The following is a 13,285-nucleotide window of genomic DNA, read 5'->3' as shown; positions in this document are numbered from 1 at the left end:
GAAATACTCAAGCCTTACGCACTGGCCGCCATCAGCTCCGACGAGATGGTCTGGATGAATAAAGGCACACAGGGATTGGCATTGCTTTCCTGCCACATGATGTTGATGAAGGACTGCGGATGCTGACCCGACAAGTCCAGATCAATGGCCACCAGATCACGGTGCACGTACTTGCGCAAGGACTGCGACAAGACGGCAATGCCGATATTGGCCGCCACCATGCTCATGATGCCGGTAATGGTGCTGGCTTCCTGCACGGAATTAGGATGAAAACCGGCATGTCGGCACAGGGAATAAAAATAGCGCCGCCAGACCTGCCAATGCGTCTTGCTGCCCACCACAAAACGCTCATTGGCCAGATCCACCAAGGGAATGGATTTTTCCTTTGCCAAAGGGTGATCGCTCTGCAAAAGAACGATAGGGTCATCATGACAGACCGGCTTCCACTGCACGCCCAGCTCCTCGGGATCATCAGAGAAGGCAAAGCCAAAGCCCAGGTCCAGGCTGCCCTGCTGCAAGCCCTGGATTTGCTGCTGCGTGGGCATATATAACAAATCGGTTGTGATGTTCGAATACTGCTGCTTGAAGTGCTCCAGCGTTCTGGGCAGCACGTCCTGCACCGCGTAGTCGTTATAGGCAATGATCAGGTGTCCGATATCGCCAAACTTGGCTTTCTGGGCCAGCTCGATACCGCGCTCCAGATGCACAAAAACCTGCTCGATTTCCTGCAGCAGCAAAAAGCCTGCGGCGGTGAGCCTGACCTGGCGAGTGCTGCGTTCAAACAGATCCACCTGCAAGTCGTCTTCCAGCTTTTTGATGATGCGCGTCAGCCCCGGTTGCGTGATGTGCAGCAGCTCCGCCGCCTTCTTGAAGTGCAACTGTTCGGCCACCGTTTTAAAGGCGCGCAGGTGATGCAAATCCAGGCGTGCGGGAATCATGGTTACGCTCATATTTTAGATTGATAACATCGCGATCAATAATAGTGCGCGAATAGTGAATGGACAAGCAATTTGCAGAGGATTAGCTTATCTAGCACGCACTGGATGGCGCTTTGCAAGCATGCCAGGACCGGATGCCCAGCCCCACAGAAAGGAGGAACTCATCCTGTTGCAAGCGATGCTCTTACCGAGCTTTCAGCTAATACCAAGAAAAGACAGAGACGTATAAATAATAAAAAACCAGCTACCCCCACAGGGTTTGATTTCAAAAAACAGATAGTCCCAATACTTGAGGAGACATAAGTATGCAAAGGGAAAGCACCGTGGCCGAATCGGAACATACCGATACGGGTCACATCAAGAAAGTAATGATGGGTTCAGCGGCCGGTACGATCGTTGAATGGTTTGACTTTGCCTTGTTCGGCTATATGGCCGTATACATCGCACAAAACTTCTTCCCCTCGGAAGACAAGATGGCGGGCTTGCTGGCCACCTTTGCAGTATTTCTGGTGTCCTTTATTGTTCGCCCCCTGGGCGGGATCTACTTTGGCAGGCTGGGCGACCGCATTGGCCGCAAGAAGATTCTGGCCCTGACCGTCCTGCTGATGTCCGGCTCGACCGCGGCCATTGGTCTGATTCCAACCTATGACAGCATTGGCATCTGGGCTCCGGTTCTGCTGATCATCATCCGCTGTATTCAGGGGCTGTCGGCCGGTGGCGAATATACGGGCGCCACCATCTACACCGTTGAACACAGCCCCATGAACAAGCGCAACTCCTACGCCTGGGCCATGTCCGGCGCCACCTACTTTGCGTTTGCACTGGCAGCAGGGATCAGCGCCGGTCTGGCCGCAATTGTCGGTACCGAGGCCATGGGCGATTGGGGCTGGCGCACCATCTTCCTGCTGGCCGTTCCCATGGGCATCGTGGCTTTCTTCATTCGGGATCATCTGGCCGAATCGCCCGAGTTCCAGCAGATGCGTGCGGAGAAAAAAGGTCAGCTCAGCTACAGCGCGTCCCAGGTCTTCAAGGCAGAGGGTTCCAATATTGTGAAGTTAGGCGGCTTTATCGTGCTGTACGCCCTGTCCTTCTACATTTTCTCCACCTACATGAACACCTTCCTGCGCACGGTCATTGGCTTGTCCTCCGTCCAGTCCCTGACTGCGAACATGGTTGCCCTGCTATTTGTCACCGCCCTGACCCCGCTTGCCGGTGTGATCTCGGACCGGGTGGGCCGCCGTCGCATGATGCAATTTGCTGCTGTCTGGCATGCGCTGTTCACCATTCCAGCCTACATGATCGTCAGCAAGGGAGCTTCTTTGGAGGCCGCCATTTTCGGCATGCTGATTATCGGTATTGGCCAGGTGGCTGCCAGTGTGGTGGCCGTCACCCTGCTCTCGGAGATGTTCCCCACCGACATGCGCTATACCGCTTCGAGCATGTGCTACAACATCACCTTCGCGATCTTTGGTGGCACCGCACCCTACCTGGCCATCTGGCTGACGACACAAACAGGCAGCTATCTGGCTCCCGCGTTTTACGTCACGGTGGTCGCCGTTCTGTGCTTTTTCTGGGTGACGGTGCTGATGCCCGAAACCGCCAACAAGCCTTTGCGCCGCTATCACACCGAACCGGCTCATGATGCCAAACCGGCCGTCAGCATGGGCAAGGCAGGCGCCAGTTAAGCCTTCTTTACTCCCGCTGGTTTTCCGCAATCAACAGCCCTGTTTTACAGGGCTGTTTTTTTTATGGGAAAAGAGCATTGATTTACATTAAAAGCAATTCACATAAAGCTGATTCTGCCCATACAGAAACGGTATTCCCATACCGGCTTCTATAGAATAGCCTTCTGTAGCCCGCGCCAAATATAGACTCATTTTCTACCGTAAACAGACTGAAGAATGCGCCTGCTCTGCCCAAGGGATTTGCACCATGACCACCATCAGCCTCACCGACGTAACCGTAAGCAGCGACGCCGACTCGCATGCCCAAGGGTGGCTGACGGTTCAATTCAGCAATGGTTACCGCATCCAGGCCTACTGCCCCAAAAGCAATGACAACTGGGCCCAGGGAGCCCAACAGCTGTGCAAGCCGGGGCATTATGACGGTCTGGCCCCCACGCAGGTGGATAAGTTGCTGCTGCAAGCGGCCGACGATGGCAGCTATGTCGTCCTGCAAGCGACTCTGCCCAAGGCGGCCGTTCCCATGACGTATGCCCGGCCCGCTGACGAGCACATCTATATGGAACTGTCCCACAAACAGCAAAGCGTTTTCAGCGCGGATTTCCTGGCCATTGCCGCGATTATTTTCGGGGCGCTGTATGGTTTGAAATGGCTATTTGAAAAGTATCTGCTGCCCAAACTATAAAAACGCAGCCAAAAAAAGCGCCCTGTAAAAACAGGACGCCTAAAAGAAAAAAGAAAATTACGCCGTCAGAACTGAGCTGCTGTTTAAAAAGCGCTGCTGCAACTGACGCGCCTGTAAAAGCAAAACATCATCCTGATGCGGTTTACCAATCAACTGCAAACCCATGGGCAGTTTCTGGAAATAACCCAACGGCAAAGACACCACCGGCAAGCCCAGTAACTGCCAGGCACGACTCATGAATGGCGCCCCTGTTCCTTCGGTTTTATAAGGCGCAACACCGGCTGCCGCAGGTGCCAGAATGAAATCCACCCCACTATCCTCAAACCACTGCAGCATCGCCTGTTTGAGCGTGTCCGCTCCTTGCAAGGCAGCAATGTACTCCTTGTAGGGAAAAGACAGACCCGTGCTCATCAAGGACTGCATATGGGCGCTCAAGGTTTCATGCTGCTGTTGCTCGTACACCAGATTCCGGGCCACTTCATAAGCCATGATCTGGGCATGCAAGGCCGTCAATTCAACAACGGCGTCCTGCAGGGGAAAATCCACCAGCGTATGCCCCTGTTCCGACAAATCCTGCTGGCAGGCCTGCAAAGTCTCCAGCATCTTGTCCTGAACGTCGCCCAGTGCCTGCCCGGGGAAAACACCGAACACACAAGCCGCCTGCGCCCCTGGCGTGCTTAGATTCAAGGGTTTGTGCAGCAGGATATTGCGCAGCAAGAGCGTGTCGAGCACATCGTTGCTGAGTATGCCCAGGGAGTCCAGAGAATGAGCCAGCGGCTGAATATTGCGCAAGGAAAACTCGTTCTTGCTGCCTACATAGCCAATGCAGCCGCAGTAGGATGCGGGCCGTATGACCGATGCCGCTGTCTGTGTGCCGAAGGCTACCGGCACCATGAAATCAGCCACTGCAGCGGCAGAGCCGCTGGAGGAGCCGCCGGGTGTGCGTTCGGCATCATGCGGGTTATTCGTCTTGCCTGCCTGAAAGTAAGCAAACTCGGTCGTAACTGTCTTGCCCATCAAAATGCCGCCTGCCGCTTTCATCGCGGTCACGCAGGAAGCATCCATATCCGGAATCCGATCCTGGTGAATGGCCGAGCCCATTGTGGTGGGAATACCCGCCGTATCAATCACGTCCTTGACCGCAAAGGGCAGGCCCATCAAGGGCGAGGCCTTGTAGAAATCGCTGCGACTTTCGTACTCGGCCAGATAGTCGTCCTGATCAATCAGATACTGCCAGGCACCAATCCTGTCATCGCGTATGGCAATGCGCTCGTAGAAGGAAGCCACGATCTCCGGCAGACTGGCTTCGCCCGTATGCAGAGCGTGCAGCAATTGATGCAAAGGCAGCTTAAACCACTGTCGTTTCATGCTGCCACTCCTTGAGAGCTTGCAATAAAGAGGCGTCCACCGTCGCCACCCCACCACCAACACGGCCACGTTCCCCGGCACCGTCGATCATGCCCAGCAGCACCAACGGCCCGGTATTGTTGGCGATCACCTGCGCAAAATCGCTAATACCATTGCGCCCAGCCAGAAAGGGCAAGCGAGTTTTCAGGAACTGGCCTTGACGAGTCAGGTAGTCCGAGGGCAAAAAGGCGTGCAGATTCCTGGCGCTAATCCCAGCCAGATCCAGACACTGGCCACCCAGCCCTACAAAATCCACCACCGCACTATCACCCAAGGCTCCCAGCGCTTGTGCCTGCTCATTGCCCGGCTCTTTATTGCCGGCGATGACAGGGGCGTCTGTAACCAGCCAGGTCGTGGAGCTGGCCAGTTGCAAACCAAAGCGCAAGCCATTACCGCCCACTTTGACGATGGCATCCACGCCATCCGCCGGCGTCTGGTTTGCCAGAATCAAGGCACTGGCGGCCATCCAGTAATTCAAGGCCCAGGCCATTGCGCCGTACAGAAAGCTCTGGCTGGCGTCGTCATTAATGCCCCAGGAGACAATAATGTCGGCCAATTGCCTGGAACCATGCATGGTACGAGCATGGCCATCATCACCATTCAGCAAGGAAGCCTGAACGATGGGAGCCAGATCTACCGGCCCCTGAAACTGTGCAGCCAGCCGTGCACCCAAATCCTGATGCAGCCAACGCAGATGCGGCACCATTTCGTCGGCAAAAATACCCAGGCGGGTGCACCACTGCATGCCTTCATTCAGCACCGAGTATTTCTTGCTCCCGGGCCGATTGCTGTCGCTGACCTCAATCAAATACATGGACGGCGTCACCACTCCGGCCAATGGCACCACCACTCCGTAATCCTGCGCGGGAGCCAGTTGCACGCCCCCTGCGTCCAGCAAGGCTTGCGCCTCTTGTTTGTTGTCCGCCCAACCCTCATACAGAATGCCGATCAAAGCCGAATTTCGGATTGCGGCAGGCAACTCCTGTGCATCCCGAAACGGTGGCCCGGCATGCAGGACCAGACGGCCTTGCGAGGGCAAAATGGATTGCAGGGACCGGACTCCTGTCCAGGCGGGCATCACGGCCTGCGTCTCTACATGCTGAGCCATATCGTCTCCTTACGCCACGCGCACCCAGGTTTCGCTGTTCGCCAGGCTGGCGGACTGCGCACGCGAGCCGTTAAAGTCCCGCTCTATGGTGTTGCCTGGCAGGGCGGTGCCATTGATCAGCACCCTGGCTTGCTGCGCCGGGTGGAACACACACATCATTTCGTGTTTCTGGGTTTGGGTCTGGCTTTGTGGCAGGTCCACACAAATCGCTGGCTGCGTCATTTGATGCCATTGCAGCTCCACCGTCAGACCAGCACTGGCGGAGGTAACTGACTCGCTGACCAGTTCAGGGAAACGGTTTACGGTCTGGAAAACACCGTCACCCAAGACCTGCAACTTATCCAGCGCCACCGCCTTGCGAAACAGACCGAAATGACGCACGAAATCCTGCACCAGATACTCGGCCAAGGGCTTGTTATCCGTGATCAGCAAACGCGCGTCACTGTTCTGCCCGTCCTCGTAGGGCTTGTCCAGAACCAGGATGGCCTGGCCGCTGCCATACGCCGAGCTGGCAATGCGAAAGTACAGGGACAAGGACGACCAGTCCTGCTCAGGGTCGGTCTTCAAGTAAATAAAAGGGTTGTCGCCCGTCCAATCCAAGGTGCCGGTTTTAATTCCCGTCATGCTCAAGCCTCCGTGTTCAATGTATTCGTCATGGTTACCTGGGCGTTTCACGCCAGGTCTTTTTCCACCGCGTATTCCTGGCGCAGTTGCTGAAAGTCCGTGCTCGGCTGCCAGCCCAGAATTTCCTTGGCCGCATGGCTGCTGAAAATGGAGGCACGGGGATTGTTCTGATACCAGCGCGGGTTCTTGATTTCAGGCACAGGGCCGATAATCTGCTGATACCAGTCTGTGGTTGCCAGGGGGTGGGAGCTATCGTCTGCGCTGATGAAAAACACGCCGTAGCGCAAACCTTGCAGATTCACGGCGGCCTCAAAGGCACGCGCCAGATCCGCAGCCCAGATGTAATAGAACAGCCAGTTACGCTGCGGGCTGTCAACGAACTGGATGTACTCGGCAATGGTTTCCGGCAGCACAACGGCCAGCGGACGCAGACAGATCACTTCCATATCGCTGGCCTCGCTAAAGCTTTTTGCCATCTGCTCCATGACGATCTTGCTGACGCTGTAGGCCTGATAAGGCTTGTTTTCATGGGCCTCGTCCACAGGCAGATACTGAGGCTTCCAATCGGCGCGCATCTCCGACAGACCGCAGGCTGAAATACTGGAGCACAGCACCACTTTCTTGACGCCGTTTTCGCGACAGGCTTGCAGCACATGCCAGGTGCCGCGCACATTGACGTTGATGTACTGCTCCTCGGCCGCCTTCCAGTCGAAATCAATCGCCGCCAGGTGAATCACGGCATCGGCATTTTGGGTGGCCGCACGCACGGCCTCCAGATCCATCACATCCGTTTGAATAAAGGAAACCTGATGCTGGCTGGGTTTCAGATCCGCCACGACCACATCCATGGTCTGCATCAATTGCTGTACGACGTACGAGCCCACACGGCCCGAGCCGCCTGTAACCACCACTTTCTTCATGGTGTTTCTCCTGTTTATTGTTATAGATCCAAAACCAGTTCGGCCGACAAGGCGCGCGAGACGCAGATCATCATGGTTTCATTCAACTGCCGCTCTTCTGGCGACAGCACAAAATCCCGATGCTCAGGCAGGCCGGAAATCACTACGGTCTCGCAGGTGCCGCAGGTGCCGTTCTGGCATGAGCACTTGACCCGTATGCCTTCCCGTTTCAAGGCAGCCAGAATCGTTTCATCCTCTGCTACCGCAATGCTTTTGCCCGACTTCTGCAAGGTCACGGTGAAGCCCTTGCCTTGCAGCATGGCCGGGTCGGTCTCTACCGAGAAACGCTCCAGCACCAGCTGCCAGCCAATATCAGCCTGTTCCTGTTGATAGTTTTCCAAAGCGGCCAGCAAAGGCTGCGGACCGCAGGAATAGACGACGGTCTGTGCATCCAGCGCTTGCAATGCGCCTTGCAGATCAAACAGCCCGTCCTGATTGGAGGCATGCGTGGTGATACGCGCGCCATCCACTTCTTGCAGCTCTTGCAGGAAAATAAAATCCGCTGCGTTTCTTGCCAGATACAGCAAGTGCCAGTCCAGACCCGCTGCCGCCGCGGCCTGGACCATGGGCACGATAGGCGTGATGCCTATGCCGCCGGCAACAAAGAAGCACTTCGTGTTTGCAGCAAAGGGAAAGTGATTTTTCGGAATGCTGACGGCCAGCGCATCACCTTCCTGCAACACCTCATGGATATACGCAGAGCCGCCCCGCCCGGCTTCCTCTTTGAGAACGGCAATTTGCCATTCGCGGGTATTGGCCTGTTGGCCACACAGCGAATACTGACGGTAAAGCGGCTCGGTCTGCGACACCGCCAGTTCCAGTTCAATATGCGCCCCCGGCTCCCAGACGGGGAACGCGCCCCCGTTTTGCAAACCCAGGGTCAGGCCCACAACGCGCTCTGACAGCCTGGTTTTCTTCAGCACGCGTGTTTGCAAAGTTTGCTGCATGATGCTGCTCCTGCTCCCTTAGGCAATCGCTCGGATCGGCAACACCCGGCTTTGCTCGTCCACCCGGCGCTCTTCGGCGCGGTACAGATCAATCAGCCAGTTTTGCAAACGCTTGATGACCAGCTCTTCATTGGTCAGACGGCCACGGGAAGCAAAGTTGGATTGCATGCCCTGATGCGAACGACGCCAGGCAAACAGGTCCTCGATCATCACGGGGTACAGATCATCGTGTTCCTGATCGAACTTCTCTTTGTGATCCTCGCGTTCCAGCGTTTCTTGCGGGTACATCCAGGACACGCCGTAGGTGGACTGCTTGGCGCTTTTGGGCAGCCACATGAAGTACTTCACCTTATCGGGCATGGCGACCAGCAAGAGGTTGGGAGCCACGGTCACGTAAGAAAGCTGGGTCCGCTCCTGGTCGGTCAGACCATCCATGGGCGGTTGCAAGATGGAGCCGGTATGCGTAGGCGCGGCGTCCTTGTGGGTGGAGAGCAGGTTGTAGGAGACTATGCCATTGGCCACATCATTGAAGACAGCGGTTTCATCAACACGATCCGGATTGGTTTCGTACATGCCGCCCCAGGACGAAGCGTGCAGAAAGCTGCAGTGGTAGCACTCGTCATTGAAGATCTTCCAGTTCCAGTCGAAACTTTCCATCTTCAGCGGTTCCGAGGACTTCAGCTCGGACATGCGGTAGTTCGCCAGCTGCTTGCCCAGATTGCCCAGGCGAGTATGCAAGGCGGGCGCCATGGCGTCGTAGTTGATGAAGATGAAGCCTTCCCAAACCTCGGCACGGATCTTGGGCAGACATACACTCTTGGGGTCAAAGCTGGCGCCGGTATCGGTCAGACCAGGGGCGGAAACCAGCTCGCCTTCCATGTTGTAGACCCAGGCGTGCAAGGGGCAGCTAATGCGGCGCACATTGCCTGCCCCTTCCAGCAACAGCATATTGCGGTGACGACAGACGTTGGACAGCACATTAATGCCGCCTTCGCGGGTGCGAATAGCGAACAAGGCGTCATTGCCTACGTCGAAAGTGAAGAAGTCGCCGGCATTGGGGATGTCAGTTGCACGGCCCACACAGAACCACTGCTTTTTCCAGACGGCATTCAGTTCAAACTGGAAAAACTCTTCCGAGGTAAAGCACTCGGGGGGCAAGGCGAAAACCTCGTCGGTTTCCTGCTGAAAGTAGCTGCGGTCAAATTCTTCAATCGCAATGGGCGAACGTAGAGCGGTATTCATCTCAATATCTCCTCTGGTTTGCATGAGCACCATGAATGGCTTTTATTAGGTCAGGCCAATCATGCGACAGGGAGCGACGCTTGAAAATTGAGCAAATTTGACGGAACGATGAGTTTTTTTTGTTGTTGAATCGGGATGAGGAGAAAGCGGTGGATCGCAATCACCGCAAAATGAGGCCGTTCTCGGCGACGTAAAGCCCGATTGAGGGCTGCGTGTCAGCCATTTGGAACCAGGGATGAGCGGTGTGAGAACTAGGCGGAGCTTGATAAAACCTCCAGCCACGCGCGTCAGGTTGGGGTTCCACACCCTGATCGATGAGAAATGAGCAATGAACGATGTGCGATGTGCGATGTGCGATGTGCATCCAGCCTGGTTCGGGATGGCCGATACATAAAAAAAAACTGCAAATATGCAGGTTTTTTAAGACGCGGGAACAGCGAACAAGGTCAACAAAGAGCGGAGAAAGCCCTGTCACCGAGCACAGTAGATGGACGCCATCAATCAACTACCGCCTAGCGAATTGCAATCGATGCGACCCAATCCACAAACTCCTGCTCCTGTCGGCTAAGGTTCGCCTCCTTGGGGTAGGCCAGAAAATAGGCGTACTCTTCCAGGCAAACATTGAACAGCTGGACGATTTCCTTCTTGTCGATCAAAGGCTGCAACAAGGCCGGACAGCCCAGCATCACCCCTTGGCCGTTCAAGACGGCATTCATGCGCACATTGGTGTCATCAATGTGAAAGCTCTTCTTGGCCGTCAGCTCCTGCCCCGCTGCCTTGCGCAACCACTGCTCCCAGCACAGCTGATTTTCTTCGTGAATCAGCACATGCTGATTCAGATCCGCCGGGGACGTGATCTGGCCATGTGTCTGCAAATAAGACGGCGCACACACAGGCGTCAGATTGCCGGGAATGATGCGCAAGGTCTGCAACTGCGGCCAGTCGCCCTGCTTGCCCCAGACAATTGCAAAATTGATGTTGTCCCTGAAGAAATCCGGTGCCTGCAACCTGTGCAGCAAGTTGATTTCAATATCCGGATGCTTCAACCAGAAATCTCCCAACTGCCCAGTAAACCACATGCTGGACACAAAGGGCCGCAAGGACAGATTGATGCGGCTCTTGCCGTGCGGCATGCGCAATTCACTCAAGGCCTGATTGATCTCGTAAAAAGGCCGTTGCAAACGGTCAAACAGAAACTGGCCCTGATCCGTCAGCTCCAGGGAACGGTTTTTACGCAGAAACAGCTTGCAGCCCAGATACTCCTCCAGCACCTTGATCTGGTGGCTGACTGCCGAGGGAGAGACCAGCAGGTCTTCTGCCGCCTTGGTGAAGTTCAACCTTTGCGCCGACACCGTAAAGGTTCTTAAGGCATTCAGTAATGGCACCTGCATGACGGGCTATGTCTCCTGATGTGGGTAGCTTTGTTCTGGAATTATTTATTATCGGAGCATAAGCCTTGCCGCCTTCAAAAACCAGTCGGCTGAACACGGTCCCTCAAGCACGCATAAAAAAAACCGGCCTGGGCCGGTTTTCGAAAATACAAGCAGACTTACTCGTCCACATCGGTGTTGCGCCGTACCGGCACCAGGACATTGCGTGCTTTTTCACGTGCCGACTTGGAAGAATCAAACAGTTTCCAGGCTCCCAGAGCCAAGGCCCCGATACGCATCCAGCGCCCGCCAAAACTGCTCAGCACGGCCGAGGCACCGGACAGCAAGAAGGGATAACGGCGCGACAAGGACAGGGCACTGGTGACCACCCCACCCATGCTCAAACCCGAAGGCTTGACGCTGTTCCACAAATTGCCGGGGCTTAAGTCTTCCCCCAGGGAATGGATCTGGGACGACATGGTCTGCCGCTCCAGGGAAGCGCGGACTCGCAACAGTTCAATACGCACAGCCCGCTCCTGGGCGGACATGCTCTCTTGCTTCGTGCTCATTTCCCGTCTCCCTCGGAATCCCTCAAGCGCTCAATAAACGCGACATCGCGACGCAACTCGGACAAGGTGGCCGAAAAAGGAATCGGGCCAGTAGTCAGACGGCGGCGTACGGCCAGGAAAAGCCCCACTCCCAAACCGGCATACAGAACGACCAGCACACCCAAAGCCCAATAGCGATAATCCGTAGGCCAGAAGTACAAAGCCAGCAACAAACTGAACACCAGCACTGCCAGCGTGGAGAACAGCAGTGCGCCAAACACCATGCTGAAGATAGTGATCAGGCTCGCCTTTTGCTGACCCGCTTCCAGAGCAAACAGCTCCAGCCGAGTACTGACAGCCCCTATCAAGGTAGAACCAAGCTGACTGATAGTTTGCCTAAGCGCCATGATTTATCCCTGCTCTGCGACATCCTGCCATTGCATGCAACGACAAGAGCCTGATTTCTAAGAGGCTGCCGATCTGGATCGCTAAATCCAGATCGGCAGGGCTACTTTTTATGCTGCTGCAGCCCCGCAAAGGGCCCGCAGCGCAGAGCACAGACAGATTAACGACGGCTGATCAGCATGCCGAACATCAGGCCCACAATACCGGCCACGCCAATGGCTTGCCAGGGTTTGTCATGGACATAGTTGTCGGTTGCCTTGGCTGCACGCAGGCTGTGGTCAACCACCGCTTCCTGAGCATCGTGCAAGGAGTCCCGGGTCAGACGCAATGAGCGCAAGGCTTTTTCACGCAGCTCACCGGCCTTGTCGCCCGTGGCTTCGGCTGCCTCACGCATCAGTTTTTCGGCCTCATCCAGGCTCGCTTTCACTTCTTCGATAAATTTGTCTCCGCTGTTTTCCACACTTTTCTTGGTAGCCATAAATAACTCCTTGCAGTTGAAAGGGACACGCGACAAATACGTATCGCCAAGTGACTGGCGCCATAGCAGCGCCACACAAAATTCTTTAGCCCGCTGTTTTCAGGATAAAGATACTCGGTGAACCTGTGAACAATACATCACAGGCTTACTTCAGTTGGGTCACATCTACCGTAGACGGTACACCGTTCTGAATACTTTCTTGCTTCATGACCATTTGCACATCCGGACAGTACCAGTCGGTAACCTGGGAATTGATCCCCGGAATGGGCAGACTGATGCCGCTGAAACTGGCCTGGGTAGGCTCGATTTCGCGCTGATAACGAATAGGCCAGCACTGGTAACTGCCCAAGGCCGTCTGCACGGTTTGTTGAGCACCCACAGTTTTGGCACCCGTATGAACGCGCAGAACATTGGCCTGAGTACGCTTATCCAGATTGATCTGAAAATCCTGGCGGGGGAAGGTCTGTCCTTCCTGCAGCCCACCATGCTCGTAAGAAAACAGCCCCAGCAGGCGCAAGTCAAACGAACCTTGAACGGCCTCCAGGCCGCCACGACCATCATCACGCTGGAAGCGGGTGCGGCCATCGCGCACGGTCATGACATAGTCGATATTGGGCTTGCTGGCAGGCAAGCCTGCTAGAGCCACGCTGGCCTTGCCTTGTACACGAGCCTGGCACTGGTCACCGCCCTGCTTCTTCACGTCGGAAAAAGCCAGGTCAGCGCCCAAGGCCAGAAAGCCCGAGCCGGTCAGTTGTACCTGTCCACCATCACGCATGAAAGGGACGTCACACAAACCGGCCTGAGCCGAACTCAGGCCCAACATGACCAACAGCGGTGCAGACATCCAGGCATTCAGTTTCATGTACATCCTGATTCAGTGAAACTTAAGTTT

Annotated in this window: 14 protein-coding genes; 2 read left to right on the top strand and 12 right to left on the bottom strand. The window is 55.5% G+C overall.

Features of this window, described 5'->3' with window-relative positions; translation table 11 throughout:
- Positions 1–14: 14 nt before the first annotated feature.
- Positions 15–938 carry a LysR family transcriptional regulator gene (locus tag CPY64_RS02330; protein WP_223254088.1) on the bottom strand — a complete coding sequence of 308 codons (924 nt, stop codon included), beginning with the start codon at positions 936–938 and terminating at the stop codon, positions 15–17.
- Between the two features lie 305 nt (positions 939–1,243).
- Between CPY64_RS02330 and CPY64_RS02325 the strand changes: the two genes are divergently transcribed.
- Positions 1,244–2,623: an MFS transporter gene (locus CPY64_RS02325; protein ID WP_042483277.1), complete on the top strand. Its 1,380-nt coding sequence runs from the start codon at positions 1,244–1,246 to the stop codon at positions 2,621–2,623.
- Between the two features lie 247 nt (positions 2,624–2,870).
- Positions 2,871–3,305, top strand: coding sequence for a hypothetical protein (locus tag CPY64_RS02320; protein ID WP_042483274.1), 435 nt, complete (start codon positions 2,871–2,873; stop codon positions 3,303–3,305).
- A gap of 57 nt (positions 3,306–3,362) precedes the next feature.
- On the opposite strand, the gene CPY64_RS02315 is transcribed toward CPY64_RS02320, so the two are convergent.
- The 11 genes from CPY64_RS02315 to CPY64_RS02265 all read right to left on the bottom strand — a co-directional run bounded on the left by CPY64_RS02315 (position 3,363) and on the right by CPY64_RS02265 (position 13,255).
- Entirely contained in the window at positions 3,363–4,673 is a 1,311-nt protein-coding gene (locus CPY64_RS02315) for an amidase (protein ID WP_052362914.1), read from the bottom strand.
- Positions 4,654–5,820 carry an oxamate carbamoyltransferase subunit AllG family protein gene (locus tag CPY64_RS02310; protein WP_042483272.1) on the bottom strand — a complete coding sequence of 389 codons (1,167 nt, stop codon included), beginning with the start codon at positions 5,818–5,820 and terminating at the stop codon, positions 4,654–4,656. Before CPY64_RS02310 ends, CPY64_RS02315 begins: the two co-directional genes overlap by 20 nt.
- A 9-nt stretch (positions 5,821–5,829) precedes the next feature.
- Entirely contained in the window at positions 5,830–6,444 is a 615-nt protein-coding gene (locus tag CPY64_RS02305; protein ID WP_042483584.1) for a hypothetical protein, read from the bottom strand.
- Between the two features lie 47 nt (positions 6,445–6,491).
- Positions 6,492–7,364, bottom strand: coding sequence for an NAD-dependent epimerase/dehydratase family protein (locus tag CPY64_RS02300; RefSeq protein WP_042483269.1), 873 nt, complete (start codon positions 7,362–7,364; stop codon positions 6,492–6,494).
- 20 nt (positions 7,365–7,384) lie between these two features.
- Positions 7,385–8,350: a PDR/VanB family oxidoreductase gene (locus tag CPY64_RS02295; RefSeq protein WP_042483266.1), complete on the bottom strand. Its 966-nt coding sequence runs from the start codon at positions 8,348–8,350 to the stop codon at positions 7,385–7,387.
- 18 nt (positions 8,351–8,368) lie between these two features.
- On the bottom strand, positions 8,369–9,592 hold the full coding sequence (locus CPY64_RS02290; RefSeq protein WP_042483263.1) for an aromatic ring-hydroxylating oxygenase subunit alpha: 1,224 nt from the start codon (positions 9,590–9,592) through the stop codon (positions 8,369–8,371).
- Positions 9,593–10,104: 512 nt separating this feature from the next.
- Complete coding sequence (locus CPY64_RS02285; protein ID WP_042483259.1) at positions 10,105–10,983, bottom strand: LysR substrate-binding domain-containing protein; 879 nt, start codon at positions 10,981–10,983, stop codon at positions 10,105–10,107.
- 158 nt (positions 10,984–11,141) lie between these two features.
- On the bottom strand, positions 11,142–11,531 hold the full coding sequence (locus tag CPY64_RS02280) for a hypothetical protein (RefSeq protein ID WP_042483255.1): 390 nt from the start codon (positions 11,529–11,531) through the stop codon (positions 11,142–11,144).
- A complete protein-coding gene (locus CPY64_RS02275; RefSeq protein WP_009455164.1) occupies positions 11,528–11,917 on the bottom strand; it encodes a phage holin family protein in 390 nt (129 codons plus the stop codon). The genes CPY64_RS02280 and CPY64_RS02275 overlap by 4 nt, the downstream gene beginning before the upstream one ends.
- A gap of 158 nt (positions 11,918–12,075) precedes the next feature.
- On the bottom strand, positions 12,076–12,393 hold the full coding sequence (locus CPY64_RS02270; protein WP_042483249.1) for an ElaB/YgaM/YqjD family protein: 318 nt from the start codon (positions 12,391–12,393) through the stop codon (positions 12,076–12,078).
- A gap of 145 nt (positions 12,394–12,538) precedes the next feature.
- Positions 12,539–13,255, bottom strand: coding sequence for a hypothetical protein (locus tag CPY64_RS02265; protein ID WP_042483581.1), 717 nt, complete (start codon positions 13,253–13,255; stop codon positions 12,539–12,541).
- Positions 13,256–13,285 lie beyond the last annotated feature (30 nt).

Origin of the sequence: Alcaligenes faecalis (genome assembly GCF_002443155.1) — a bacterium.
Taxonomy (GTDB): domain Bacteria; phylum Pseudomonadota; class Gammaproteobacteria; order Burkholderiales; family Burkholderiaceae_B; genus Alcaligenes; species Alcaligenes faecalis.
This window is presented reverse-complemented; position numbering and strand designations above follow the sequence as displayed.